General features: G+C 68.9%; 22 protein-coding genes. 15 read left to right on the top strand and 7 right to left on the bottom strand.

Annotated features, from left to right (window positions below; translation table 11 throughout):
- Nucleotides 1-94: 94 nt before the first annotated feature.
- The 3 genes from QH276_RS34540 to QH276_RS34550 all read right to left on the bottom strand — a co-directional run bounded on the left by QH276_RS34540 (nucleotide 95) and on the right by QH276_RS34550 (nucleotide 2,062).
- Complete coding sequence (locus QH276_RS34540) at nucleotides 95-562, bottom strand: hypothetical protein (protein WP_280407032.1); 468 nt, start codon at nucleotides 560-562, stop codon at nucleotides 95-97.
- A 98-nt stretch (nucleotides 563-660) separates the two neighbouring features.
- Nucleotides 661-1,068, bottom strand: coding sequence for a VOC family protein (locus QH276_RS34545; RefSeq protein ID WP_280399428.1), 408 nt, complete (start codon nucleotides 1,066-1,068; stop codon nucleotides 661-663).
- Between the two features lie 61 nt (nucleotides 1,069-1,129).
- The gene (locus QH276_RS34550; RefSeq protein ID WP_280399429.1) at nucleotides 1,130-2,062 is read right to left on the bottom strand and encodes an AraC family transcriptional regulator; all 933 of its coding nucleotides are present in this window, start codon (nucleotides 2,060-2,062) and stop codon (nucleotides 1,130-1,132) included.
- A gap of 110 nt (nucleotides 2,063-2,172) precedes the next feature.
- Here QH276_RS34550 and QH276_RS34555 point away from each other — a divergent pair, with 110 nt between their 5' ends.
- The 3 genes from QH276_RS34555 (at nucleotide 2,173) to QH276_RS34565 (ending at nucleotide 5,332) form a co-directional block, all read left to right on the top strand.
- Complete coding sequence (locus QH276_RS34555) at nucleotides 2,173-2,856, top strand: NAD(P)H oxidoreductase (protein WP_280399430.1); 684 nt, start codon at nucleotides 2,173-2,175, stop codon at nucleotides 2,854-2,856.
- A gap of 522 nt (nucleotides 2,857-3,378) precedes the next feature.
- The gene (locus tag QH276_RS34560; RefSeq protein WP_280399431.1) at nucleotides 3,379-4,884 is read left to right on the top strand and encodes a SulP family inorganic anion transporter; all 1,506 of its coding nucleotides are present in this window, start codon (nucleotides 3,379-3,381) and stop codon (nucleotides 4,882-4,884) included.
- Nucleotide 4,885: 1 nt separating this feature from the next.
- On the top strand, nucleotides 4,886-5,332 hold the full coding sequence (locus QH276_RS34565; RefSeq protein ID WP_280399432.1) for a MerR family transcriptional regulator: 447 nt from the start codon (nucleotides 4,886-4,888) through the stop codon (nucleotides 5,330-5,332).
- 4 nt (nucleotides 5,333-5,336) lie between these two features.
- Here the strand turns inward: QH276_RS34565 and QH276_RS34570 are convergent, their stop codons facing one another.
- Nucleotides 5,337-6,038: a TetR/AcrR family transcriptional regulator gene (locus QH276_RS34570; RefSeq protein ID WP_280399433.1), complete on the bottom strand. Its 702-nt coding sequence runs from the start codon at nucleotides 6,036-6,038 to the stop codon at nucleotides 5,337-5,339.
- Nucleotides 6,039-6,178: 140 nt separating this feature from the next.
- Between QH276_RS34570 and QH276_RS34575 the strand changes: the two genes are divergently transcribed.
- Both QH276_RS34575 and QH276_RS34580 read left to right on the top strand, forming a co-directional pair.
- The gene (locus tag QH276_RS34575; protein WP_280399434.1) at nucleotides 6,179-7,273 is read left to right on the top strand and encodes a homogentisate 1,2-dioxygenase; all 1,095 of its coding nucleotides are present in this window, start codon (nucleotides 6,179-6,181) and stop codon (nucleotides 7,271-7,273) included.
- Between the two features lie 106 nt (nucleotides 7,274-7,379).
- A complete protein-coding gene (locus QH276_RS34580; RefSeq protein WP_280399435.1) occupies nucleotides 7,380-8,555 on the top strand; it encodes a serine aminopeptidase domain-containing protein in 1,176 nt (391 codons plus the stop codon).
- A 114-nt stretch (nucleotides 8,556-8,669) separates the two neighbouring features.
- Here the strand turns inward: QH276_RS34580 and QH276_RS34585 are convergent, their stop codons facing one another.
- Nucleotides 8,670-10,268 carry a hypothetical protein gene (locus QH276_RS34585; RefSeq protein WP_280399436.1) on the bottom strand — a complete coding sequence of 533 codons (1,599 nt, stop codon included), beginning with the start codon at nucleotides 10,266-10,268 and terminating at the stop codon, nucleotides 8,670-8,672.
- Nucleotides 10,269-10,737: 469 nt separating this feature from the next.
- Between QH276_RS34585 and QH276_RS34590 the strand changes: the two genes are divergently transcribed.
- Entirely contained in the window at nucleotides 10,738-11,961 is a 1,224-nt protein-coding gene (locus tag QH276_RS34590; protein ID WP_280399437.1) for a CaiB/BaiF CoA transferase family protein, read from the top strand.
- Between the two features lie 5 nt (nucleotides 11,962-11,966).
- Here the strand turns inward: QH276_RS34590 and QH276_RS34595 are convergent, their stop codons facing one another.
- On the bottom strand, nucleotides 11,967-12,317 hold the full coding sequence (locus QH276_RS34595) for a hypothetical protein (protein WP_280407033.1): 351 nt from the start codon (nucleotides 12,315-12,317) through the stop codon (nucleotides 11,967-11,969).
- 21 nt (nucleotides 12,318-12,338) lie between these two features.
- On the opposite strand from QH276_RS34595, the gene QH276_RS34600 reads away from it, so the two are divergent.
- Entirely contained in the window at nucleotides 12,339-13,202 is an 864-nt protein-coding gene (locus QH276_RS34600) for a P1 family peptidase (RefSeq protein WP_280399438.1), read from the top strand.
- A gap of 92 nt (nucleotides 13,203-13,294) precedes the next feature.
- Here the strand turns inward: QH276_RS34600 and QH276_RS34605 are convergent, their stop codons facing one another.
- The gene (locus QH276_RS34605; RefSeq protein WP_280399439.1) at nucleotides 13,295-14,467 is read right to left on the bottom strand and encodes an acyl-CoA dehydrogenase; all 1,173 of its coding nucleotides are present in this window, start codon (nucleotides 14,465-14,467) and stop codon (nucleotides 13,295-13,297) included.
- Between the two features lie 129 nt (nucleotides 14,468-14,596).
- Here QH276_RS34605 and QH276_RS34610 point away from each other — a divergent pair, with 129 nt between their 5' ends.
- The 8 genes from QH276_RS34610 (at nucleotide 14,597) to QH276_RS34645 (ending at nucleotide 24,707) form a co-directional block, all read left to right on the top strand.
- A complete protein-coding gene (locus QH276_RS34610) occupies nucleotides 14,597-15,379 on the top strand; it encodes a hypothetical protein (protein ID WP_280407034.1) in 783 nt (260 codons plus the stop codon).
- A 1-nt stretch (nucleotide 15,380) separates the two neighbouring features.
- The gene (locus QH276_RS34615) at nucleotides 15,381-16,478 is read left to right on the top strand and encodes a hypothetical protein (protein WP_280397674.1); all 1,098 of its coding nucleotides are present in this window, start codon (nucleotides 15,381-15,383) and stop codon (nucleotides 16,476-16,478) included.
- Between the two features lie 397 nt (nucleotides 16,479-16,875).
- Nucleotides 16,876-18,354, top strand: coding sequence for a hypothetical protein (locus tag QH276_RS34620; protein WP_280397675.1), 1,479 nt, complete (start codon nucleotides 16,876-16,878; stop codon nucleotides 18,352-18,354).
- A gap of 76 nt (nucleotides 18,355-18,430) precedes the next feature.
- Complete coding sequence (locus QH276_RS34625; protein WP_280397676.1) at nucleotides 18,431-19,738, top strand: AAA domain-containing protein; 1,308 nt, start codon at nucleotides 18,431-18,433, stop codon at nucleotides 19,736-19,738.
- Between the two features lie 113 nt (nucleotides 19,739-19,851).
- Entirely contained in the window at nucleotides 19,852-21,168 is a 1,317-nt protein-coding gene (locus QH276_RS34630; protein WP_280397677.1) for a S8 family peptidase, read from the top strand.
- A 10-nt stretch (nucleotides 21,169-21,178) separates the two neighbouring features.
- Nucleotides 21,179-21,418 carry a hypothetical protein gene (locus tag QH276_RS34635; RefSeq protein ID WP_280397678.1) on the top strand — a complete coding sequence of 80 codons (240 nt, stop codon included), beginning with the start codon at nucleotides 21,179-21,181 and terminating at the stop codon, nucleotides 21,416-21,418.
- A gap of 81 nt (nucleotides 21,419-21,499) precedes the next feature.
- Nucleotides 21,500-23,374: a serine/threonine-protein kinase gene (locus tag QH276_RS34640; protein ID WP_280397679.1), complete on the top strand. Its 1,875-nt coding sequence runs from the start codon at nucleotides 21,500-21,502 to the stop codon at nucleotides 23,372-23,374.
- A gap of 133 nt (nucleotides 23,375-23,507) precedes the next feature.
- The gene (locus tag QH276_RS34645) at nucleotides 23,508-24,707 is read left to right on the top strand and encodes an FAD-dependent oxidoreductase (RefSeq protein ID WP_280397680.1); all 1,200 of its coding nucleotides are present in this window, start codon (nucleotides 23,508-23,510) and stop codon (nucleotides 24,705-24,707) included.
- The last annotated feature ends 29 nt before the right edge of the window (nucleotides 24,708-24,736 follow it).

The following is a 24,736-nucleotide window of genomic DNA, read 5'->3' on the forward strand; positions in this document are numbered from 1 at the left end:
CACTGAACCGGGGCCCGGCCCACCCCGGACAGCTCAGGCGGGTGGGGGCGGGAAGGTAGCGGGTGCAGCCTTTAGAGGTAACCCACGGGCAATTTCAAACCCCAACCCCACCCCCCCCCCCCAAAAAAAAATGTCCCCCCCCAAACCCCCCCCCACAAACCCCCCCCCCGGGCCCGGGGTGCCCCCGGCCACGGTTCAGTGTGTCGAGAACCAGCAACCCGGCCCGCAACAGCCGCAGTGGGCGGACCGGCGGGAGCAGCACGATCAGCAGCTCGGCGAGATGGGTGCGCAGGAAATGCAGGCGGCGGGTGGCGAGCACGAGGCGCACGAGATAGTCGCCCGCGAACAGGGCCCAAATGGTGATATCGGCGGCGGTGAGCCACCGATCGAGGACCGGCGAGGCGGCGGTATCGAGTACCTGCCAGGCGTAGGTGCCGAGGAAGACCAGGGCGAGAACGGCCATGGGCACGTTCGTCGCCCGTTCCCAGGCGCGGCGGCGACTCTCCGGATCTGCGGTTCCGGTGGCTTCGCGGGCCGGCCCGGCCGCGCCGAATCGGGACATGAACACTCCTGAACGACCTGGCCGGACCTCGGCGCGGCCACCGTGCTGTCCGCACGCTACCGGATCGGGGCGATGGCCGGGGCCGCTCGGAGATGCGATTACGAGTTCGCCTGCCCGGCGGCCGCCGGAATCGGGGTGCCGACGATCCATTCGTGGCCGAACGGGTCGCGTACCCGGCCCTGCCGGGCGCCGTAGGACCGATCCGCGACTTCGAACACGATCTCACCGCCGGATTCGGCCATGCGCCGGGCAAGCGCGTCGGGGTCACCGGCCACCACGGTGAGGAGCAGGCCGCGGCCGCCGAGACGCAGTGGGTCGCGGTCGAATTCGTCGGCGTCCTTCAGTTCGAAGACGGCGCCGCAGGGCAGGCCGAGGGCGGCGAAAACGACCCGGCCGTCCGCCTCGTCCCGCCGCCGGAGCACGGCGCCGAATACCTCGCCGTAGTACCGGATCGCCGCGTCGGCGCCCTCGACGACCAGTTTCGGGGTGATCTGCTCGATGTCCATACCGGTGAGTATGTGTCGCCGCGGAATCCGCCGGCTTGGAACTTTGTCGCCTGGTGGCGGGTCAGCCGACGGCGACCTTGCCGCGGAAATCGCTCGGGCGCACACCCCGGTGCCGTTTGAACGCGGCACTGAATCCGAACGCGTCCGCGTAGCCGACGGCCTTCGCCACCTGCGCGACGGTGAGGTCACGATCGGCCAGTAGTTCCTCGGCCTCGTCCATCCGGCATTCGGTGAGGTAGGCGAGCGGGGTACGCCCCATGACCTCGGTGAAGCGTTTGGCGAACAAGGCCCGCGACACCCCGGCGACCGCGGCCAGCGAAGCCACCGTCCAGCCCGCGTCGGGGCGGCTGTGCATGGCGTCCAGCGCCGGTCCGACCACGGGGTCCGCGGGGCCGCGATACCACCCCGGGGCGGCGGTGTCCTGCCCGTCGAACCAGTCGCGCAAGGTGCACACCAGGCCCCAGTCGAGCAGACGGTCCATCAGGGCCTGGGCCCCGGCGGGCCGGGCGGTCGCGTCGGCGGCGACACCGGCCATCCAGGCGCACACCTCGGGATCGTCGGACACCACCAGCACCGGCGGCAGCGCGCGCAGCAGCCGCTCGTGGCGGCGGCCGGAGGCGCGGTAGGCGCCGACGATCAGCGCCGTCTCCCCGGCGGGGTCGTTGCCCCACCGCCCGCCGTCCAAACCGGCGTCGCATTCCGGTTCGCCGGTGAAGCAGGCGATCTCGTATTCCGTATGCGGCTTGCGGACCGAATCGGCGTGATCGGCGAGCAGGAACGGTTCGGTGCCGCGGACCACGGCGGTATCGCCGGCCGTGATCCGGCGCTCGATACCGCCGGGCAGCAGCAGCGTGCCGCCGCCGCGCAGCACGGTGATCATGGTCAGCGGCGCGCGATCGGCGAAGCGGATGGTCCACGGCGCCTCGAGTACCGCCTGGGTGAGGACGGCCCCTTCGGCCCGTATGCCATTCAGCAGCCTGCTCAGCGGATCCACACCGCCAGCGTAGACGAATTCCTATCGAATGTGGATTGTCACCCATAGATCGTCCACGAAATCCGGTGTGGAATCAGATCACGCCACACAACTGAACCTTTGGAGGAACTGTGCAGAACACCCCGGACGCGACCACCCGCACCGCGCTGGTCGTCATCGCCCACCACCGCACCGATTCGCTGACCGCCCATATGGCCGAACTCGCCGCCCGCCGGCTGACCGCGGCCGGCTACCGGATCGACCGGCTCGATCTGCACGCCGAGGGATTCGACCCGCGGATGACCGTCGCCGACCAACCCGACTGGAACGACCGCGAGAAGATCTACTCACCGGAGGTCGAAGCCCATATGCGGCGCATCCTCGCCGCCGACCTGATCGTCGCCGTGTTCCCGGTGTACTGGGTTCAGGTACCGGCGCTGCTCAAGGGCTGGATCGACCGCGTCTGGAACTACGGGTTCGCCTACGGCCGCAGCAAGCCACGGCTGGCCGGAAAACAGATGCTGTGGCTGGGGCTGGCCGGCGCGGCGGACGACGACGGCTACGTCGAACTGATGCAGCAATCGCTGAGCGCCCAGCTCAACGACGGACTCGCCTACTATTGCGGGCTCTCCCATTCGATGGTCGGGCTACTGCCCGGCGCGGAGGAGAAACCACAGCGTCTCGATGCCGACGGCAACCTGCTGCTCGACCCGGCCCTCACCGGCGGCGCCCGCGCGGCCCATTACGAGGCGCTGGAGCGCCGCGCACTGGGCTTCGTCGACGAACTGCTGGCGACCGCGCAGGTAGCGGCCTGAGAGCGGCCGACGGGCCCGTGTTTCAGGGCTCCCCCCGATCGCCCGCGCCGTAACGGTTGTCACAAATGCCACGGAAATAGGCGTGCGCTCCCTGTGGTTGAACATCCCTGTCGGCGTCCGAACAGCCCCGGGCCGCACCCCTTAGTCGCTACGAGCGACCACTCGCCGAGAGGCGCTTGTGGGACGTCGACCCCCAACGGACGCCGCCGAGCCCAGCCGCTCGGCGGCGTTTCGCATATCCGGCTCCACCGGCGGATGCGACACCCCGCACTTCCGACTCCGGCGCCGGAAGTGCGGGGTCACCGCGAATGAGGGGTAGCCCACTTTCCCGCCGCCGAGCTTGCGACCCTACCCTCCCGTAAGGGTAGAGTTCGGTTCGCCGAGTGGTTGCCGATCATCGATGCCCGGCAGCACGGCCGATTCCGGCCCACAGTCCTATCCACTCGGCCCCTTCCGACAGATTCCGCGCGGCGACATTGTTCGCCCGCGTTCGCGTGCGTCCAGTGAACGGAGTCAGCGACAGTGCCGACGACACAACGGTCCGACAGTCCCGTCACCTCGGTGGCGGCGGCTCTGCGCAGCCCGAAGCGGTTGCGGACAGAGGTTCTCGCGGGCCTCGTCGTCGCCTTGGCGCTGATCCCGGAGGCGATCTCGTTCTCGATCATCGCGGGTGTGGACCCGCGGGTCGGTTTGTTCGCCTCGTTCACCATGGCGGTCACCATCGCGATCACCGGCGGCCGGCCCGCCATGATCTCGGCGGCGACCGGTGCGGTCGCGTTGGTCGTCGCGCCGGTGGTGCGGGACCACGGACTCGATTATCTGATCGCGACGGTGATCCTCGGCGGTGTCATCCAGGTCGCGCTCAGTGTCGCGGGCGTGGCGAAGCTTATGCGGTTCATCCCGCGCAGCGTGATGGTCGGGTTCGTGAACTCGCTGGCCATCCTGATCTTCCTCGCGCAGCTACCGCATCTGTTCGGTGTGCCGTGGCTGGTGTATCCGATGATCGCGGTGGGCCTGGCGATCATCGTGGGCCTGCCGAAACTCACCACCGCCGTCCCGGCACCGCTGGTCGCGATCGTGGTGCTCACCACGGTCACGCTGGTGTTCGCACTGCACGTGCCGAATGTCGGCGACGAAGGCGAACTGCCGTCGAGCCTGCCGATCCCGCTGCTGCCCGACGTACCGCTCACGCTGGAAACCCTGCGGATCATCGCGCCCTATGCGCTGGCGATGGCGCTGGTGGGCCTGCTGGAATCGCTGCTGACGGCCAAGCTGGTCGACGACATCACCGATACCCACTCCGACAAGACCCGCGAGGGCTGGGGGCAGGGCATCGCCAATATCGTCACCGGCTTCTTCGGCGGTATGGGCGGTTGCGCGATGATCGGCCAGACCATGATCAATGTGAAGGTCTCCGGTGCGCGCACCCGGATCTCGACGTTCCTGGCCGGGGCGTTCCTGCTGATCCTGGTGGTCGGCCTGGGCGGGCTGGTCGCACAGATCCCGATGGCGGCACTGGTCGCGGTGATGATCATGGTGTCGGTGGGCACCATGGACTGGCATTCCCTCGCCCCCGCGACGCTGCGGCGGATGCCCCTCGCGGAGACCACGGTGATGCTGGTGACGGTGGGGGTCACCGTCGCCACCCACAATCTCGCCTACGGGGTGATCGCCGGAGTACTCACCGCGATGGTGGCGTTCGCGCACCGGGTCGCACATTTCACCGAGGTCCACCCCGACCCGGACGCCGCGGAGAGCACCGATACCCGCGTCTACAAGGTGCGCGGCGAACTGTTCTTCGCATCCAGCAACGATCTGGTCTACCAATTCGACTACGCGGGCGACCCGCGCAATATCGTCATCGATATGTCCGAGACCCATATCTGGGACGCCTCCACCGTCGCCGCCCTCGACGCCATCACCACCAAATACGCGGCCAAAGGCAAGCGCGTGGAAATCCGCGGACTGAACGAGGCCTCGGTTGCCCGGCATCGACGTCTGTCCGGCCATCTGGCCGCCGCCCACTGAGATGAGCGACGGATACCTGCAGATCGGGCAGGTCGCGGAACGAACCGAGCTCTCGCTCAAAACCATCCGCCACTACGACGAGGTGGGGCTGGTGCAACCGTCCGCGCGCTCGAGCGGCGGGTTCCGGCTCTACACCGCGGCGGATATCGAGCGGTTACTGGTGATCCGGCGGATGAAACCACTCGGCTTCACGCTCGACGAGATGAAACGGCTGCTGGACAGCCTCGACGCGCTCGGCGATACCCGTGCTACCGGTGATCGCCGTGCCGCGGCGGCGGCCGAACTGCTGGCCTTCCAGGAGAAGGCGCGGGAGAGCGCCGAGCGGTTACGCAAACAACTCGCCTACGCGCAGGAGTTCACCGAATTGCTCGCCGATCGAGTGGGTCCGCCGCAATGCACGGAGGATCCGGCCGCCCCCGCCGGCGAGGACGGCGCCCTCACGCCTTAGCGCGTCACGGGCCCTCGGCACGCTCCGCGGCCCGCGCTATCCGCGCTTCGATACCCGCGACGACGGTGTCGGCGACCAGCCGCGCGTGCCGGCGCACCGCGGACTTCCCGAGCGGGTCCGACGGGGACATCCGGGTCGCCAGCGGTAGCGCGGCGAAGGCCGCCGTGCCGCCGTGGGCGATGAGGAAATGCAAGGAGCGCAGATCCTCGCGGGACAGGATGCGGCGCTGTAACAGCGGTTTCAGGGGTTCGGCGAGCAGTACCGACATCGGCTGGATGTGCCGGTCGTAGAGATAGGTCAGGCGGGGGCTCTCGATCGCGGCTTCCATGCTGATCAACCGCACCACATCGGGGTACTCGGCCTGGAGTTCGAGGAAGCGGACGATACCTTGCCGGAACTCCTCGAGCGGGGACAGATCGGTGCGCCCGGGCCGGATCTTCAGCAGGGTGACCGCATTGTCGAAGATCCAGTCCGCCACCGCGTACCAGAGCGCCTCCTTCGACCCGAACCGCTGATGGATCAGATTGTGGCTCACGCCCAGTTCCCGGTTCACGGCGGCGACCGAGGCACCGGCGAACCCGTCCCGCGCGAACACTCGCAATGCCGCCGCCAGGATCTCGTCCACGGAGGCGGGGGCCTCGCCCGCCGGGGGCCTCCCCCGTCCCTTGCGCGTCCCCCGCGGTTCCGGCGCGACCACAGCATCCATGGCCCGATTATATTGACTCCGATCAATTTATCTGCGACTGTGAGCCCAGCCACTTCGTTCCGCGATGCGACGGATCCCGGGCGGCCCGCGCTGCCCGCACCGACCTCCGGCGGAGCGCCCGACGAGGACTGGATACTGCGATGGAATCCTTTGTGCACCTGCGGAAAGGCATTACTCCCGACCGGCTGCACGCCGATCTCGACGGCCTCAAGGACGATGAACTGGGTCGCGGCGGTTTCACCGGGCGCACCGCACAGCTGTATCGGCGCAACGATCCGGTGAACTACACCGCGACCGGCCCGCTCGCCCCGGTGGATGTGCTCGCCGACGCACTGAAACCCACCGACTCCACCGCTGCCGCCGGTTCCCCGCTGCTGCTGTTCTCCAACGCCGACTGCCGGATCTCGCTGAGCCGGCGTGCCCAGGAGATGCCGTTCTTCGTCCGTCACGTCGACGGCGACCTGCTGTCGTTCGTGCACAAGGGTTCCGGACTACTGGAGACCGAATTCGGGCCCCTTCGTTACCGCGAAGGAGACTGGGTATATGTGCCGAAGGCGTGCACGTTCCGGCAGGCGCCCGAGAGCGAGACGACCCTGTTCATGGTCGAGGCGACCGAGGAGTTCCGCGTTCCGCCCGCGGGGCCACTGGGCCGCCATTTCCCGTTCGACCCGAATCGGATGACGATCCCCGAGCCCGCCGCCATGGACGACGACGGGCGCGAGGCATACGAGGTGCGGCTGGTCCATGAGGGTGGCCCGTCCTCGCTGTTCTACTCGCATCACCCGCTGGACGTGGTGGGCTGGCAGGGCGACAACTTCCCGTTCACCTTCAATATCGCCGACTACAACGTGATCCTCTCCGATACGGTGCACCTGCCCGCCACCGTGCACCTGTTCATGCAGGCCACGGGCGTCTACGTGATGAACTTCCTGCCGAAGCGCGCCGAATCGGCGCCGGGCACCGAAACCATCCCCTGGTATCACCGCAATGCCGACTACGACGAGATCGCGTTCTTCCACGGCGGTGATATGTACGGCGTGCCGATGCCACCGGGCCTGATCTCGCACGCCCCGCAGGGCGTGCACCACGGCGCCCCGGAGAAGATGCGGGAGCGGGCGCGGCGTAAGCGGGAGGAGATCAGCCGGATCGGCTGGACCACCATCGCCGTCGACACCCGCCGCCGGCTCGTCCCCTCCCCCGAGGTGCTGGCGAACAACCTCGGCACCCACTACTGATCACCCACCGGCATCCACGACCCGCTCCCGGCGACAGGCCGGCCGGGCCGATACGGCATGCCCCGAGCCGGCTCCCAATCTTCCGAAAGACCGAGGCAGGCAAGCAATGTCGCACCATGTCGAACGCATCCCGTATGTCATCGCCTACGCGAACACGTCCGGCACCCGGGACGCCTACGGGGGTCTCACCGAGATGGTCGCGCTCGATTCGATACTGGTGAAACCGGCCGATCTGGAGTCGGAAACGGTGCTGGTGCTCATGCACCCCGTCTCCAGCGGCACCTACCTGCCCATCGTCACCGCGCTCGCCAAGGCCGGGCACCACATCATCGTGTGCAACAGCCGTTACCGGGGCGCCGACGCCGCGCTGCTCATGGAAAAAGTGGTACAGGACCTCGGTGAATGTATCCGCGACGCGAAGAAACGCCTCGGCTACCGGAAGGTGGTACTGGCGGGCTGGAGCGGTGGCGGCTCCCTGTCGGTGTACTACCAGCAGCAGGCCCAGCATCCGACCGTGACCGCGAGCCCGTCCGGCGACGGACCCGACCTCACCGAACTCGACCTGCCGCCCGTCGACGCGATCCTGCTGATGGCCGCCCATATCAGCCGCCACCACACGCTCACCGAATGCCTCGACCCGTCGATCCTCGACGAATCCGATCCGAGCCGCCGTGATCCGGAACTCGACCTCTACCACCCGGACAACCCCAACCAGCCGCCCTACAGTCCCGAATTCGTGTCCCGCTACCGGCAGGCGCAGCTCGACCGGAACCGGCGGATCACCGCCTGGGTCAAGGAGAAACTGGCCGCCATTCAGGCCTCCGGCCGACCGCAGGACGAATTCTGTTTCGTCGTACACGGCACCATGGCCGACCCCACCGTGCTCGATCCGGCCCTGGATCCCAACGACCGCGAACCCGGCGAGTCCTATCTCGGTGAGCCGCAGGAGGTGAACATGGGCGCGTTCGGCCTGGCCCGGTTCACCACTCTGCGCAGCTGGCTGTCGCAGTGGAGTATCGACGACGCCCGCGGCGACGCGGTGGCCTGCGGCCCGGATATCGCGGTGCCCACGCTGGTGCTCTACAACGCAGCTGACAATGTCTGCACGCCCTCGCACGCCCACCGCATCTACGCGGCGCTGGGCTGCGCGGACAAGGAACTGCACGAGATCCCCGGCGCCAACCACTACTACCTGGGCCCGGATCAGCGCGAACCGCTCGCGAAAGCCATCGTCACGGTCGACGACTGGCTGCGGGCCCGCGGGCTCGGCCCGGCGGATTGAACCGGCCGACCGGCCCGCAGCAGGGGGCCGGCGGTGACAATGCCCCCTACGGCTCGGCGAGGCGAGCGCTCGCCGTAGACCGGCCCTGTTCAGGACACCTCTTCCGGAGCCCGATCAGCCGGGAACATCCGTATCGCCGGACCGGTCATCGGTCGCCGGCACGGCCTCTCCGACACCGTGTTCTACCGAGATGGGCAGCTCGATGCCGGGCGGGCGCCGGAAGCCGGCGAACCCGCCCAGCTCACCTGCCCCGTCCGCCATTACCTCCGCGATCGGCGTCAGCTCGCCCGCGATGATGACATCCACTGTGCCGCCGTCCGGATGACCCGCCGTCTTCTGTACCCGTACCAGGGCTGTTCCGTTGTCGAATGTGATGATGTCCCCGCTCATCAGATCGTTGGGGTCGACTCGTGCCAGCGCCTTCTCGTCGGCCCACGCGGCTTCGGTACCGGCGTAGGCGGCCTGCGCATCGGTAGCGCTCTTGTTCTCGTAGGCACGGTCGTACGCAGCGGCTACGCTCGCCGACACTGTTTCCGTCACGTTGTCTCCGGCGTGGGTGTACACAACACCCTTTCCCTCGTCACGCGTCCCCGCAGGTGAGGATGGCACAACCGACCGCGGCGGGGTCTGCGCGGGCCGTCCCGGTGGTTCCGTGGCCGGTGCCTGATCCGCCGGTGGCCGGTGGGACCACGGCGTCGGACCAGGCTGTTGCGGGGCGGGTGACACGGAGGGCGCCTGCGCTCCCGGCCCCGGACCGGTACCGTGTTCGCCGCCTTCCTCAAGATCGGGTTCGGGATCGGCCGACCCGGTGTCCGGCATATTCGACAGCAGCAACGGAAGCATCAACTCGGCCGGGTCGAACTGCTGTCCTCCGCCGGCCGGAACTCCCGTGGCGGGCTGGTCCGACCCGGTACTTCCCTGGGACGGCCGGTCGTCCAGGGCACCGGTGTTCTCGTCCGAGCGGCCGGTCGACGAGTCACCGCCGACGCCGGCGCCGGCAGCAGATCCGGAATCGAGGGCCGAACCCTGCTCGCTCCCAGCGGAGACCGCACCGACGCTGCCCGCATTGCCTGAATCGGCACCAGCGCTACCCACCGCGCCCCGAGCACCGGCATCATCCTCTGCGCTGTAATCACCGGCATCATCTTCTGCATCGGAATCACCGGCACCGTTCTCTGCGCCGGAACCACCGGCATCACCCTCCGTGCCGGAATCACCGGCACCGTCCTCCGTGCCCGGATCACCGGCAACTTTTTCGGGGGCCGGCGCATCGGCAGCATCCTTCGCTGCCCGATCACCGGAATCCTCCGCACCCGAATCGATAGCAGCGCTGACACCGAAAGCAGCTGCGGCACCGGCCACTATGCCGACACCGGCACGACCGTCGAATCGCAGATGTTCTGCCCTCTTCTCCTTCGCTTCTGCTCGCTCCTTCTCCTTGCGCTCCTTCTTGTCTGCTTTCTCCTGTTGCTTCTCTTGCTTTTTACGATCCTTCTCCTCGGCTCTATCCGCCGCCGCCTTGTCCTTCTCATCTATTTTCAGCTGTTCCTCTGCGAGATAGCTTTCGTGCTCGAAGACCCGAGCCGCATCCCTCCCCGCGCCCGAGAATTTGTGAAACACCCGCGCGCTGCCTTGCGCTGCTTTGTCCGTCGCATCTTTGAGCTGCGCGACGATCTGCAGAGCGAGACCACCGAGTTTTCCCTCAGCTGGCATTCTCGACTCCCCGAATCCCCGGTACGACCAGGCCGGCGGCGCAGGCGGCACTTAACCCGAACCGGCCACCCCGGCATTTCATCGAATACGCGTAGTAACACTCTCGAGGAAATCAACGCTAGCCAGGTAGCAGCGATGGAATCAACTATGGAGATTGTAAAATCGACGTTCTCCACCTGCCACACCGTAACTCAGTCGGTCCGCCCACACTTTCGTCATGAATCGAATCAAAATTTACATTCTTCGAACATGAACCAGTAGAAATTGATTGCCCGATGAATTCGTCGCGCCCACTCCGGGTTCCGAACTGTCACGCTCCACACCGCGGCGGACATGTGCAGCTGCGTCATCGATAGCCGCGGTATCCGATGCCGGCGCCCGAAGACAGCTCCTCCTGGCCGGATAGCGGAGCGCGCGCATGGGGGCGAGCGGTGGTTACGGCTCCGGACACGGCGATAGGATCGCGCATATGCCCTCCCCTCATACGTCCGCGACAACCGGCGCGCTGGACGGTATCCGCGTTCTCGAGATCGGCACCCTGATCTCCGGCCCCTTCGCCGGGCGGCTGTTGGGTGATATGGGCGCCGAGGTGATCAAACTCGAACCGCCGGACGCCCCCGACCCGCTGCGCACGTGGGGCCAGGCCGAACTCGACGGCCACCATTTCTTCTGGACCGTGCACGCCCGCAACAAGAAGGCCGTCACCCTGAACCTGCGCGAGGACGCAGGGCGCGACGTGTTCCTGGAACTGGCCGAGAAATCCGACATCATCGTGGAGAACCTGCGTCCGGGCACTCTGGAACGGTGGGGGCTCGGGTACGACGTACTGCGCGAACGCAACCGCGGCATCATCCTGGTGCGGGTGTCCGGCTATGGGCAGACGGGTCCGGACGCCCAGAAAGCCGGCTACGCCTCGGTCGCCGAAGCTGCGAGCGGACTGCGCCATATGAACGGCTTCCCCGGCGGCCCGCCCCCGCGGCTGGCACTGTCGCTCGGCGACAGTCTCGCCGGAATGTTCGCCGCCCAGGGCGCATTGGCGGCGTTGTACCGCCGGACGGTCACCGGAGAGGGCCAAATCGTCGACGCCGCCCTCACCGAAGCCTGTCTGGCCGTTCAGGAGTCCACCATCCCCGACTTCGATATCGGCGGTGTGGTCCGCGGCCCGTCCGGTACCCGGCTGGAAGGGATCGCGCCGTCGAATATCTACCGCACCGCCGACGGCAGCTGGGTGGTGATCGCCGCGAACCAGGACACGGTGTTCCGCCGATTGTGCACGGCTATGGGCCGGGCGGAACTGGCCACCGACGAACGGTTCGCGAACCATCTCGCCCGGGGTCGTAACCAGGACGAACTCGATAAGATCATCGGGGACTGGGCGGCGCAACGGCAGCCCGCCGAGATCATCGGCCTGCTGAACGAGGCGGGAGTGATCAGTGGCCCGATCAATACGGTCGCCGAAGTGGTCACCGACCCCCAGCTCAACGCACGGGGTATGATCGCCGATCATTACGACGAGCGGATTCAGCGAAATGTGAAGGGACCGGGTGTGATTCCCGTGCTTTCGGAGACACCCGGCGCCATTCGCAACGCGGGATCGGCACGACCGGGGCAGCACAACGACGACGTGTACACCGGCCTCCTGGGTAAGTCCGCCGCCGAACTGGAAGCGTTGCGCACGCGGGGAATCATCTGACCGCGTCATGATTCGCGGACCGAATCCGCGGGCAGCCACACCAGCCGGGCACTCTGCTCCCACAGCCGGTCACAGCGGGCGGCATCGGTGGTGTGCGCGGCGGTGGGAACCGCTGCGCGTTCGACGAAGAACTTGCCGGTGGCACCGGCAACCTCCGGCGCTGCCGCCAGCCATACCGGCGTATCCGTCCGATGATCTGCCGGCCCACCTGCGCCCCGAGCGATGGCGCCGCCGGCCCGCCCCGGGTATCTCCCGAGCGGCCTCGCCGGATCGAACGGCGGCGCATCGCCGATGCGTTCTGCCGAATCCCGTGCGCTGAGCCATACTGGCGACCGGACCATGGATGCCGGTCGCACGACGACGTAGAGGGGATTGATATGTCGATCGGAGTTGCCGGTGTTCGTCTCGGGCACTGGTCGGATAGCGAAGGTGCGACCGGTTGTACCGTTCTAATCCTCCCGGAGGGAACGGTCGCCGCGGCCGAGGTACGCGGTGGTGCGCCCGCCAGCCGGGAACTGGATGCCCTCTCCCCGGACAAAACCGTGGCGTCGATCGATGCTGTTCTACTCACCGGAGGATCGGCTTTCGGTCTCGCGGCGGCCGACGGTGTGATGCGCTATCTCGAGGAAGCCGGCCGCGGCGTACCGACCCCGGGCGGGCGGGTACCCATCGTTCCCGCATTGGCACTGTTCGACCTCGGGGCCGGTGACAGCAGCGCTCGCCCCACCGCCGAACACGGCTACGCGGCCGCCCGGGCGAGCACGGGCGAACAGGTGACCGCCGGCCGGATCGGCGCCGGAACAGGCGCCTACACCTCGCATTGGCGCGGTCCTCACCTACGTCGTCCCGGCGGAATCGCCTATGCTCAACGGGAACTCGGCGAACTGGCGGTCGGCGCGTTGTGCGTCGTGAACGCATTCGGCGATATCGACGACGGAACCTCCGATATCGCCTTGGACTCCGTGGCGACGCTCGCTCAACCCTTCGAATTCGCCGAAGCCCGTACGCACACCACCATCGGCGTGGTCGTAACCAACGCCCGCCTGGACAAGATGGGCTGCTATATCGCCGCCCAGGGCGCCCACGACGGCTTGGCCCGCGCGCTGACACCTCCGCATACCCGGTTCGACGGGGACGGATTCATCGCCGCGGCCACCGGCAAGGTCGCAGCCGATATCGACACCGTCCGGCTGATGGCGCTCGCCTCGGTGACCGCGGCCATCCGGTCCGTGTCGCCGTGACGACGCCCGCGTACCACACAGTCTCGTCGCTGCCTCCGGCCTGCGGGCCGCGCCGCGCGAACCGGTGGCGGTGGCCACTCCGCACTGCCCGATCAGAGCAGGGCGGTACGGGGTGGTTTCAGGCCGATGGCGGTGGCGCCGGCGAGTTCGCGCGTGGTGTCGTAGTCGAAGATCACGTGGCCGCTCAACACGTCCACGTCGCGTTTCAGGCGTTGTAGTGGATGGTCGGTGAAGTGGACACTCGCGCCGGATGCGTGCAGGAGGTCGGCGATGATCGCGCGGGATTCGCGCACGATGTGGGCGGCGGCGAGGCGGGCCTGCGCGCGGACCGGGATCTGGACGGGGAGGCCGGCATCGAGGAGTGTTTCGATCTCGGCGACGGCGTCGTCGCGCAGGGCGCGCAGCGCGCGTAACCGCACCTGTGCTTGACCCAGATGCGCCTGGGCCATGGGTTTGTCCTGCTGGCGGCCGCCGCCTTCGTAGAGGATGCGGCCTTCGAGACGGTCGGCGTACAGGTCGGTGGCCCGTTCGGCGGCCCCGAGGGCGGGCATGGCAGCGGCCAGGGCGAGGGCGGGGACCAAGGGCCAGCGATAGGTGGTGGCCTCGTGCAGGGTGGCGCCGGGGGCCGTGCCGCTGGTGATATCGGCGGAGCGGACCAACCGGTGGCCCGGAACTCGCGCGTCACGGATCACCACATCGTTGGAGCCGGTGGCGCGCATCCCTTCGGTGTGCCAGACGTCGTCGACGGTGATATCGGTGGCGGGCAGCAGGGCCAGCGCCGGGTAGAGGCCGTCGTCGGGTCCGCACAGGGCACCGACCATGATCCAGTTCGCGCCCATCACGCCGGTGGCCCAGGACCAGCGGCCGGACAGAGTGATACCGCCGCCTTCGGCGGGGAGCCCCCGGCCGGTGGGCGCGAGCGGGGCGGGGCACAGGAACGGGCCGCCGCCGTAGGCCTCGGCCTGCGCTTGTTCGGGGAACAGGGCGAGCAGCCAATTGTGCAGGGTGTAGAAGCCCAGGGTCCATGCGCTGGAGACGCAGCCGTGGGCCATGCGGCGGATGGGGTCGAGGATTTCGGGGAATTTCTCTTCCCGGCCGCCGAAGCGTTTCGGCACCAGATATCCGAGGAATCCCGAGGCGATCGCCTCGGTGCGGGTCTCGTCCGGTAGCCGGCGCAATTCTTCTGCGGCCTGGGCCCTTTCGGCCAGGGCGTCGATGAAGTTCTGGGTGATTCCGGGAGTGCTGTCCGGCTCGGCCGCAACCATGAGCGCGACCGTAACATACCCAAAAGTATGGAGGAGGCCGCTTTCCGAATCCGGTAATCCGGGCGACATACCGCGGCAAATACTGGCATTTACTGGACTTCCCTGGAATTGCGTCCTAGATTCTCCCCCATGCCCACCGCCGAGGCGCTGGAACAGCGCATAGCCGAGCTGCGTACGCAGGTGCGCCGGGCCGCGGGCTCCGGTGACCGGACCGCGGCCGGGCGGCTGCGCGCGGAATTGCGGGCAGCCGAAGCGGAATGGGACGCGGCCGTTCTCGGCGGCCCCGAACCGGCCGAACCGGCCCGCCAGCTTTCGGGGGCGGTACCGGTTCGCGAACACGTGCACCGGGCGCTCACCCTGCTGTCGGTGCCCGCCGCCCCGAAACTCGTTCTCGCGGTGCACGAGGCGTTCTTCTCCGGGGAACTCGTGGCGGCCCGGCTCACCAGTTTGCGCCGGGACGAGGAGCGATCGTTCCGCGCGGCGCCGTACGCCCGCCCGTACTACGTCTGCGCGGCCCTGACCACCGATCTGCTGGCCCCGGCGCGCGGGTTGCTGGCGGTGAGCACGTGGCCGCTCGCGCAGCGTATGGTCGGGCCGTTGAGCCCGCGGGTGGACCTGCTCACCGCCGCGACCCGGCTGGCCCGGTACCTGGCCGACCACGGCAGTACGCCGGCGGGGCAGCGGGTGCTGTGGCAGCTGGCGGTCTCCATCCCGGGCGCGACCGACGGGCCGTCGATCGACCCGGCGGTGGTGCTCGCGGCGGCGGAACGCGAGCTCGAGGTGCACAAAGACGACGACACACAGCAGCGGGCCGACGCCGCGCGGCGGGCGGAGCGGCAACTGGCGGAGCCCGCGGCGCAATTGTTCGGTACGCGGCTCACCGTGGCCGAACGGCGAAGGAACGAGGCCTGAGATGACGCTGGCACAGAAATCCCTCACCACCCGCCTGGACGAGTTGCGCGGCGCCGCACCCACCAGCCGGCACAATGCGCGCACCATCGCGGCACTCACCGCCAACCCCGGCTGCGCGCGGCGGGCGTTACTGGACGCGGCGGCCGTGGACAAAACCGTGATCGCGCGGGAACTCGGCTTCCCGCCGCAGTTCGGTCAGTCCCCGTTCGCGATCACCCGCGGCAACTCCTTCGAGGCGATGGTGAAGGCGCACGGCTGCGCCGAACTGCTGCGATTGCTACGCGAGGAACTCGGGCTGAGCATTCCCGAAGTCGGCTACCACGATCTGGCGACCGTCGGCGACAACGCCACCAATTCGGTTCGCTACCAGCGCACCAAACAGCTCCTCGGGCAGGCGCTGAGCACCGGGCAGGGTACCCTGTTCGACCATCCGATGCTGCGCCTGGAAATCGCCGGTGCCACCGCCTATCTGGAACCCGATGTGGTGGCGTTGCAGATCGGCGGCAAATTCTACGTCGTGGAGATCAAATCGTTCGCCATCGTCGACGGCCAGGCCGATCCCGCGCAGGTGGCCTCGGCGGCGCGGCAGTCGGCCGTGTATGTGCTGGCGATGCGGGAGCTGTTGCGCGAACTCGGACACGGGCCCGGCGAGGTGGCGCACGAGTCGATTCTGGTGGCCGCGCGAGATTTCACGAACCGGCCGGTCGCGGCGAAACTGGATCTGCGCAAACAGCTCGCGGTGATCGGCCGGCAGTTGTCGCGGCTCACCTCCATCGATGCGCTGCTGGACCTCATCCCCCCGGGCGCTTCGTTCACCCCGGGCGAGGGGTTGGCGGACACCATCGCGGCGATTCCCTCGCGGTACGCGCCGGAATGTATGTCCAGCTGCGAGCTGGCGTTCGCCTGCCGTGCGGAGGCGCGGGCGCAGGGGTCGGTGGATACGCTGGGGCGCGGGGTCTGTGACGATCTCGGCGGTATCGACAACCTCGACACCGTGCTCGCACTCGCCGAGGGCACCCTGGAACCCGGCCCGGAGCATGCCGATATCGCCGAAATGCTGCGCCGCGCACAAACCCTGCGACTCGAGGTCGCGGGATGAGCGGGTCAGGCCCGGAGGCGGTAGCGCAGCGTCACCACGCAGGGCCCCCGCTCGTCCCCATAGGACACAGCATGAGCGGGTCAGGCCCGGAGGCGGCAGCGCAGCGTCACCACGCAGGGCCCCCGGTCATCCCCATAGGACACAGCATGAGCGGGTCAGGCCCGGAGGCGGCAGCGCAGCGTCACCACGCAAGCCCCACGGTCATCCCCCAGAGACGCAGTGTCAGTGGATCGAGATCGGTGGTGGTAGCCCGGCGGACTTACGCAGGAGCCCCGCTCATCGCCCCGGGGCACAGCATCAGCGGGTCGGGCCGGGCAGCGGTCGCGCAGCGAAACCACGCAGGAGCCCCGCTCATGCATGTTGGGCACAGCCTGAGCGGATCAGGGCCGGTGGCGGTATGAGCGTGCTCAGCGCGCTGGCGAAGGCTACCGCGGCGCGGACAGGCCGCGCCGAACCCATTGCCGCCCGGCGGCATTACCATCTCGCCGACCGTCCGCTGGTGCTGGTTCCGCTGCGGCTGGCCGGGGAGGCAGCCGCTCCGCTGGCGGTGATGCTGGGGTCGGCGCCGGAGGATTCGACGGTGCTGATCGTGGCCCAGCCCCGCGACCGGGTCCTGCGCCTGCGTTTCATCGAACAACTGGCCGACCGGGTGCTGCCCTATGTTTCGTCGTTCTGCGAAGACGCCGAGGAACTCACCGTCAAATCGACCGGCGAAACCTATCTGCGCTACCTGGACGCCCCGCAACTGTTGTTACCCAATCTCGGCGGCATCCAATTCCTGCGGCTGCTGGGCCGTTCGGTGCGGTTCCATCGCACCGAGGGCGAGAACGCCGTCCCGGAATCGCTGCCGCTGCTGGGGCGCTGGCTCACCTGGTTCGGTGACCGCTCGGATTTCCCGGGTTCCAGTGTGTGCCTGGCGATGACCTCGGTACTCACCGCGCATTGGGCGTCGGGCCAATCCGCGCTTGAGGACGCGAATCTGGCGGCCCTGCTCGGCTGGATCGATCCGCCGCCCGGGCTCACGGGCGCGCAGGCCGCCGCCCTCGCCGAGGACCCCCTCGCCTCGCCGCCCGCCGGCCCGGCCACCGACCCAGGTTTCGACAACGAGGAGCTCGCCCCGCTCATCGCCGCTTACGACAGCGCCGCGCACGAATGGGCGAAAGTCATTGCCGCGGAACGCCTCGAGCAGGCGCTGCGCGGCCAGCTGGAACCCACCTGGCGGTTGATGTGGCGGGCGGTGGAACTGCTGCGGGAGCTGCCCGAAGGCGCGAGTGTGGAGAAACGCTGGACCGACGACCGCTCGGCATTCTCCTGGTTCGTCGCCGATATCCCCGAGGGCTATCCGCAGGCCCGTCGCGATTCCGCGGTCTCGGCGACCCGGCGGCTGCTCAAACAAGAGCAGGCGCTCGACACCTTCCAGGCACAACGCGCGTTCGACGATCCGCGTGTCCTGATCGAATACCGGCTCGTCGGTGAGGCGTTCCAGGGCACGATCACCGACTGCGAACCCGAGCGGCGGGCGAAACCGAAATCCCGCGAGGTCCCGCGGCCCTATATCTGGGTACATACCACCGACCCGTTCCGCGGCCGTGTCGGCGAAACCCTGTTCCGGATCGACCGGCCCGCGCAGAAAGCCGAAGTGGTCGCCGTCGACGACGATGTCGTGCAGCTGGAACTGGTGAGCGGGATGGGCCAGGGGAAGAACCCGGCACCGGGCAGTGTGCCCGAGGAGGGCGACGCGATCGGTTTCGCCCGGTTCTCTCCCAGCGGGTTCGGCGGCCCGCCCGCGAAACTCCCGCCGCGCGAGGAGACACCGTGGACGCACGGCGGTCCCCCGCCCGATCCGGCGGCCGAACACCAGGAGGAATGGTCGTGAGCGAGCGGCAGCGAGTGAACCATCAATACAGCGCACCAGTGCGTACGACGGAGCCGAGCGCCGGCGAGGCGCAGTCGTGAGCACTGCCGACGCGGTGATCGGCGCGATCCTCACCGATCTCGACAACACCGCGCACCGGGCCCTGGTGGTGGATTCCCCGCCGGGCGCCGGGAAGTCGACGCTGGTGGTGCGCGCGGCCCGGCAGCTGGCGGCCGCCGACGACGAACAGCGGATGATCGTCGCGCAGACCAACGAACAGGTCGACGATCTCATCGACCGGCTCGCCACAGCGGACCCGGAACTGCGCATCGGGCGCCTCTCCGCCGGCGACTACCGCCCCAGCGCCCGCATCGACCGGGAGAACGTGGATGTCGCCAACCGGCCCGCGGATCTGGAACGCTGCGCGATCGTGATCGGTACGGCCGCGAAATGGGCCACCCTGGACGAAGGCCGCTGGTCGTACGCGATCGTCGACGAGGCGTATCAGATGCGTTCGGATATGTTGCTGCGCATCGCGAATCGTTTCGAACGCGGCCTCTTCGTCGGCGACCCCGGCCAGCTCGATCCCTTCGCCACCGTCGATTCCGACCGCTGGGCCGGCCTCTCCTGGGATCCGACGATGAGCGCGGTCGCGGTGATGCTCAACCACAACGACGGTATCCCCGTGCACACCCTGCCCGTATCCTGGCGGCTCCCGCCCTCGGCGGCCTCGGTGGTGTCGGCCGCGTTCTACCCGTTCGCGCCGTTCGAAGCGGGGACCAGGCCCGAGCAGCGGCGGCTGGAATTCGCCACCCGCGGCCTACGCGGTCCGGTCGACGATGTTCTCGACGAGGCCGCGGCGCACGGCTGGGCCTACTACGAACTCCCCGCCCGGCATACCCTGCGCACCGACGGTGAAGCGGTAGCCGCTATCGCCGATCTCACCTGCCGGCTGCTGGAACGCGGCGGGGTCGCCCATTCCGAACAGGGCACCCGCACCATCGACGCCACCCGCATCGCCGTCGGCACCGCGCACCGCGATCAGGCCCAGGCCGTACGCGACGCACTGGCCGGCACACTCGCCGCGGAGGTCACCGTCGATACGGCCAACCGGCTGCAGGGCCGCGAATACGACGTCACGGTCATCCTGCATCCGCTCTCGGGCCGCCGCGACGCCGGCGCGTTCCACCTGGAGGCCGGGCGCCTGTGCGTGCTGGCGTCCCGGCACCGCCACGCCTGTATCGTCGTCGGCCGCCGCGGAATCGACGAACTTCTCGACGCCCACCCTTCCGCGGAACCGGTCTATCTGGGTGTGCCGGTGAAATTCCCGGACGGCTGGGAAGCAAATCAGGCCGTACTCAGCCGCCTCGCCGAACACCGCGTCACCGCCCCGGCGCACGGGTGACAGAGTTCTTCCGCGCGTGACGTCGGTATGTCCACTGCGAACACCCGAACGGTAGGCCGGGCCGATTCGCGCAGCGATTGCCGGGTTCTCCGATCCGGGGCAGGATGGCGGGCATGCGAGTCGTCATCGAGCTTCGCCCTTCGCCCGAACTGCTCTCCGCCGCAACCGGTTCGGCGGGTGATATCTCCGCCGCCGAACTCACCGGCGAGCTGCCCGGCTTCCGCCTCGATTCCGGTTACTCCCCGGTCGCTCTGCCGCCCGGCGCTCGCGAGGTCAGCGATACTTCCCAGCAGGGCAGCGCGTCCTATCTCGTGCGCGGCGAGATTCCCGACGGCGATCAGGGCGCCCGGCAGGCGCTGTCCGCCGCGCCCGGAGTGACCGGTGTTTTCGCGGATCCGGTGATCGAACCGGTACTCACCTGCGGTGACGACGGCGCGGTGGGTGACTGGAAGAAGGTTGCCGAACTGCTGGGCCGCGAGCAGCTCACCGCCGAGGGGCTGACCGGTGCGGGTGTGGCGGTGGCCGTTCTCGATACCGGTATCAACGCGGCGAAGGTGCGGGAGGTCAGTGGCACCGCGATCACCATCGATACCGCGCGGAGCTGGAATCCGGCCGGGGTCGGCGGGAAAGCCGGCGAATTCACCGTCGATCACGGCACCATGTGCGCCTTCGACGCGCTCATCGCGGCACCCGAAGCGACCTACCTCGATATTCCGTTGCTGCAGAGTTCCCGGTCCGGTGGCAGCCGCATGGAAGGACTACTCTCCGACGCCCTGGCCGCCTTCGCGCATCTGCGCACCGTGCTCACCCAGCAGCCCGCGGACCGCCGCTCGCTGGTGATCAGCAACAGCTGGGGCGCGTTCTCCCCGGAGTGGGATTTCCCGGTCGGCGATCCCGGCAACTATTCGGACAACCCCGATCACCCGTTCAACGTCATCGTCGGCTCCCTGGACGCGGCGGGCGCGGATATCCTGTTCGCCGCCGGTAACTGCGGGCGCGACTGCCCGGACGGCCGTTGCGCCTACCCCGACCGGCCCATCACCGGCGCCAATTCCCATCCGAACGCGCTGTCGGTGGCCGGGGTCGATACCGGTGGGCAGCGGGTCGGCTACTCGTCGCAAGGTCCCGGGCGCCTGGCCGAGCGTAAACCCGATATCAGCTCCTACACCCATTTCCTGGGTTCCACGGCGTTCGGCGCCGACGCGCCCGATACCGGCACATCGGCAGCCTGCCCGGTACTGGCCGGGGTGATCGCGGCGTTCCGCACCCGGTGGCCGGCCGCGCAGGTACCACCCGCCCGGTTGCGCGAACTGCTGCTGAGCAGCGCCACCGACCGGGCCGGCGCGGGATTCGACCACGATTACGGGCACGGCGTCGTCGCACCGCAGGCGTTGCTCGCGAAACTGCGCGAGGTGGCCGTCCGCGCGTAGCCTGGAAGGCGTGCCGTTACTGACCGTCGAACTGCCCCCGGGCTCGGTGCTGGCCGACGCGCTGAACGCACTGGGCCTCACCGAGGACGAGATCGACCGCGATTTCGGGATGGTCGCGGTCGACCCGGACGCCGGCCGTTTCGCGTTACGGGTCGGCGCCGAGACCGCGGCCCGCCTCGGCGATTCGTCCGCCCGGGTCTTCGCCGATCCACCGATCGAATCCCTCGGCACCGACGAGCCGCCCGATTAGCCGAAACCTATTGTGTCCAGCACTTTCCGGTGTTCCGCAAGGCAAACCCGGTAGTTATCGGGTGCTGTGAACGGTCACAGGATGTGGTATCCGTTGCTCGTGGAAGGAACACCGTTCGGCCGCTACCGGCTACTCGAGTTACTCGGGGCCGGGGCCATGGGGGAAGTGCACCGCGCCTACGACACCGGCACCGACCGGCTGGTGGCGGTGAAGGTCCTCGCACCGGAGTTCGCCCACAACGCCACCTACCGCAAACGCTTCCAGCGCGAAGCCCAGGTCGCGGCCCGGCTCGCGGAACCGCATATCGTGCCGATCCACGATTTCGGCGAGATCGACGGCCGCCTCTTCCTGGATATGCGCCTGGTGCAGGGCCCCAACCTGGCGACGCTCCTCGCCGAGCGCGACCGTCTGGAACCGGCGGAAGCGGTCGAGGTGATCGCCCAGATCGCCGCGGCCCTGGACGCGGCGCATGCCGAAGGGCTCGTGCACCGGGATGTGAAACCGTCGAACATCCTGGTCACCCCAGCGGGTTTCGCGTATCTGATCGATTTCGGGATCGCCCGCAGCGACGAGGACACCACCGTCACCACCACCGGTGCCGTAATCGGCACCTTCGCCTATATGGCCCCGGAACGGCTGGCCGACGACGATTCGGGCCCGCCCTCGGATGTGTATTCCCTGGCGTGCGTGCTCTACGAATGCCTGGTCGGCGCGAAACCGTATCGGGGCGAGAGTATGCAACGCCAGATCGCCGCGCACCTCAACGAGGAACCGCCGGCACCGTCGACCGCCGGGTTGCCGAGGCAGTTCGACGCGGTGATCGCCAAAGGTATGGCCAAGGACCCCGGGCAGCGCTACGAAACCGCCGGCGCACTGGTCGCCGCCGCGCGGGCCGCGCTGCGGGAACCGGCGACGGCGCCGTCCCCGGTTCCGGGAGACCGGGCGCAGCCCTCGGACCCGGCTACCCCGGCTACCGCGGCCCCGGCTATCGCCGTGGATTCGCATATTCCGGCTACGTCGGCACCGGCTTCGAGCCCGGACCCGGCCACTCCGGGAGCACCGGAACCGGGCCGGCATCCGGGCGCTCCGGCCGCGGCGCCGAGCCCGCAACCGGCTATCGGGGCGGCGACTCCCGGTCCGGGTCGCGCGGCCTCCACCACTCCGGAATCCGGCCCGGCTGCCCCGGTGCCCGTTGCCGCAGCATCTATTCCGGCGACCGCGGCTCGGGGGACGTCCGGCGCGGCCTTCGTACCACCGCAGCCCGCCCCGGGGGCAGGGGCCGCACCGCCCGCGCCGCGTTTCCCCCGGCGAGCGGCTGTCGTACTGTCGGTCTTGGCCCTCGCCGTCGCCGGCACCTCGGCGCTCGCACTCACCCGGGAGAACAGCACGCTCGTCACGGAGACCCCCGGAACCTCCCCCTCCACCACCTATTCGGTCGTCACCGAGCCGGCGGTGCCGGTGCGCCCGACGAGTCCGCCACGTGCTCCCGCACCACCGGTCTCGGTCACCGAAGCGGTGCCGGTGGCGCCGGTGGTACCCGGTGGCCCGGCCGTGGATCCCGGCCCACCCCCGGCCTGGATCGAACCGGAACCGCAGCCCAGTGCCCCTCCTCCCCCGCCGCCGCCCCCCACCACGACCACGCCGCCTCCGGTCACCACCACCGTCGAACCGACCGCATCCGAAACAACCACTCCGCAAACAACCACCCCGGAGCCGACGACCTCCGAGACCACGGTGACGACAACCACCACCAGCGAGACCACCGGCGAGAACGAGGAAGCTGCGGGCGACGGCGACACAGACGCGACGGGCAGCGCCATCGCGACCTCCTCCACCACCGGAAGCACGGGCACCAAATCGGCCCCGGCCACCGGGACCACCGCTATCCCGTCCGCCGCCGGCGGTACAACCGGAACCTCCGGCACCCCCACGCCGTCCGCTTCCGCGACAGGCTGACCCCGCCCCGGCATCCCGCCGTGCGGAGCAGGTGGCGCGGCGGTCCGGACGCACACCCGCGAGTCGAATCGCACACCGTCCGGGGGAACCGCCCAGCCGCGGCCGCGACATAATCGAGGGCGGAACGGCGACGGTGCCCGAGACGGAGGTGGGGATGATGGCCGGCGGACCGACCGGACAGCAACGCCGGGCCCTGGTTGTCGGCGCGGGTATCGCGGGTCTCACCGCGGCGATTGCCCTGCGACAGCGCGGCTGGGAGGTCGAGGTCCTCGAGCGGGCTACGGAGGTGGGCCCGGCGGGGTCGGGACTGAGTCTGTGGCCCAACGGTTTACGCGGTCTCGATGCTCTCGGCATCGGCGCGGAGGTCCGGGAACAGGCACTCGCGGCCACCGAGGCGGGTATGCGCGACCCGTCCGGCCGGTGGCTCGCGCGCACGGATATCGCTCGTTTCCGCGAACGCTACGGCGATTTGGTGATCATCCACCGCACCGACCTCTTCGACATCTTGCGCCGCGCAGTCGGCGACAGCCGCCTCCAGCTGGGCGCGACAGTACATTCGGTGGAAATCACCGGCGATCGCGTCCGGGTGGGGCACAGCCGCGGAACTTCCGAGGCGGACGTCGTGCTCGGTGCCGACGGGATCAACAGCACCGTCCGGTCGTTGCACTGGCCCGCTGCCGCACCACCGGCCTACGCGGGTTACACCGCCTGGCGCGCCATCGTGACACCGCGCGGGCACGTGACGTCGGGCGGCGAAACCATCGGGCGCGGCGAACGATTCGGGATCGCTCCGCTGCGCGACGGCCGGGTGTACTTCTACGGCGCCGCCACCCTGCCCCCTGGAGAGAGCAGTCCGGACAGCGAACTCGCCGAACTGCGCCGCCGTTTCGGTGAGTGGCACGATCCGATCCCGGCTCTGCTGGACTCGATCGATCCGCCGACCCTGCTCCGGCACGACATCTACGAGTTACCGCCTATCGGCAGCTACACGCGGGGACCGATAGCTCTGCTCGGCGATGCCGCCCACGCGATGACACCCAACCTGGGCCAAGGCGCGAACCTCGCCATCGAGGACGCGGTCACCGCGGCCGCACTGCTCGACCGGCATCGGGATATCGCTGCGGCGCTCACCGAGTACGACCGGCTCCGTCGTGCCCGGGCCGAACCGCTGCAACGATTGTCCCGGCGGGCCGGTGCCGTACTGCAATGGTCCTGGGCACCGGCTGCGCTTCTCCGCGACGCGGTCATGCGGATGACGCCCACCGGTCCCGCCCTGCGGAGCCTGCGCCCCGTCCTCACGTGGGAACCACCCGATCCGGCCCCGCACCGATAACTGCGCGGACCTGATCCGGTCGACCCGGT

The sequence above is a fragment of the Nocardia carnea genome, from assembly GCF_029869215.1.
GTDB classification, from domain to species: domain Bacteria; phylum Actinomycetota; class Actinomycetes; order Mycobacteriales; family Mycobacteriaceae; genus Nocardia; species Nocardia carnea_B.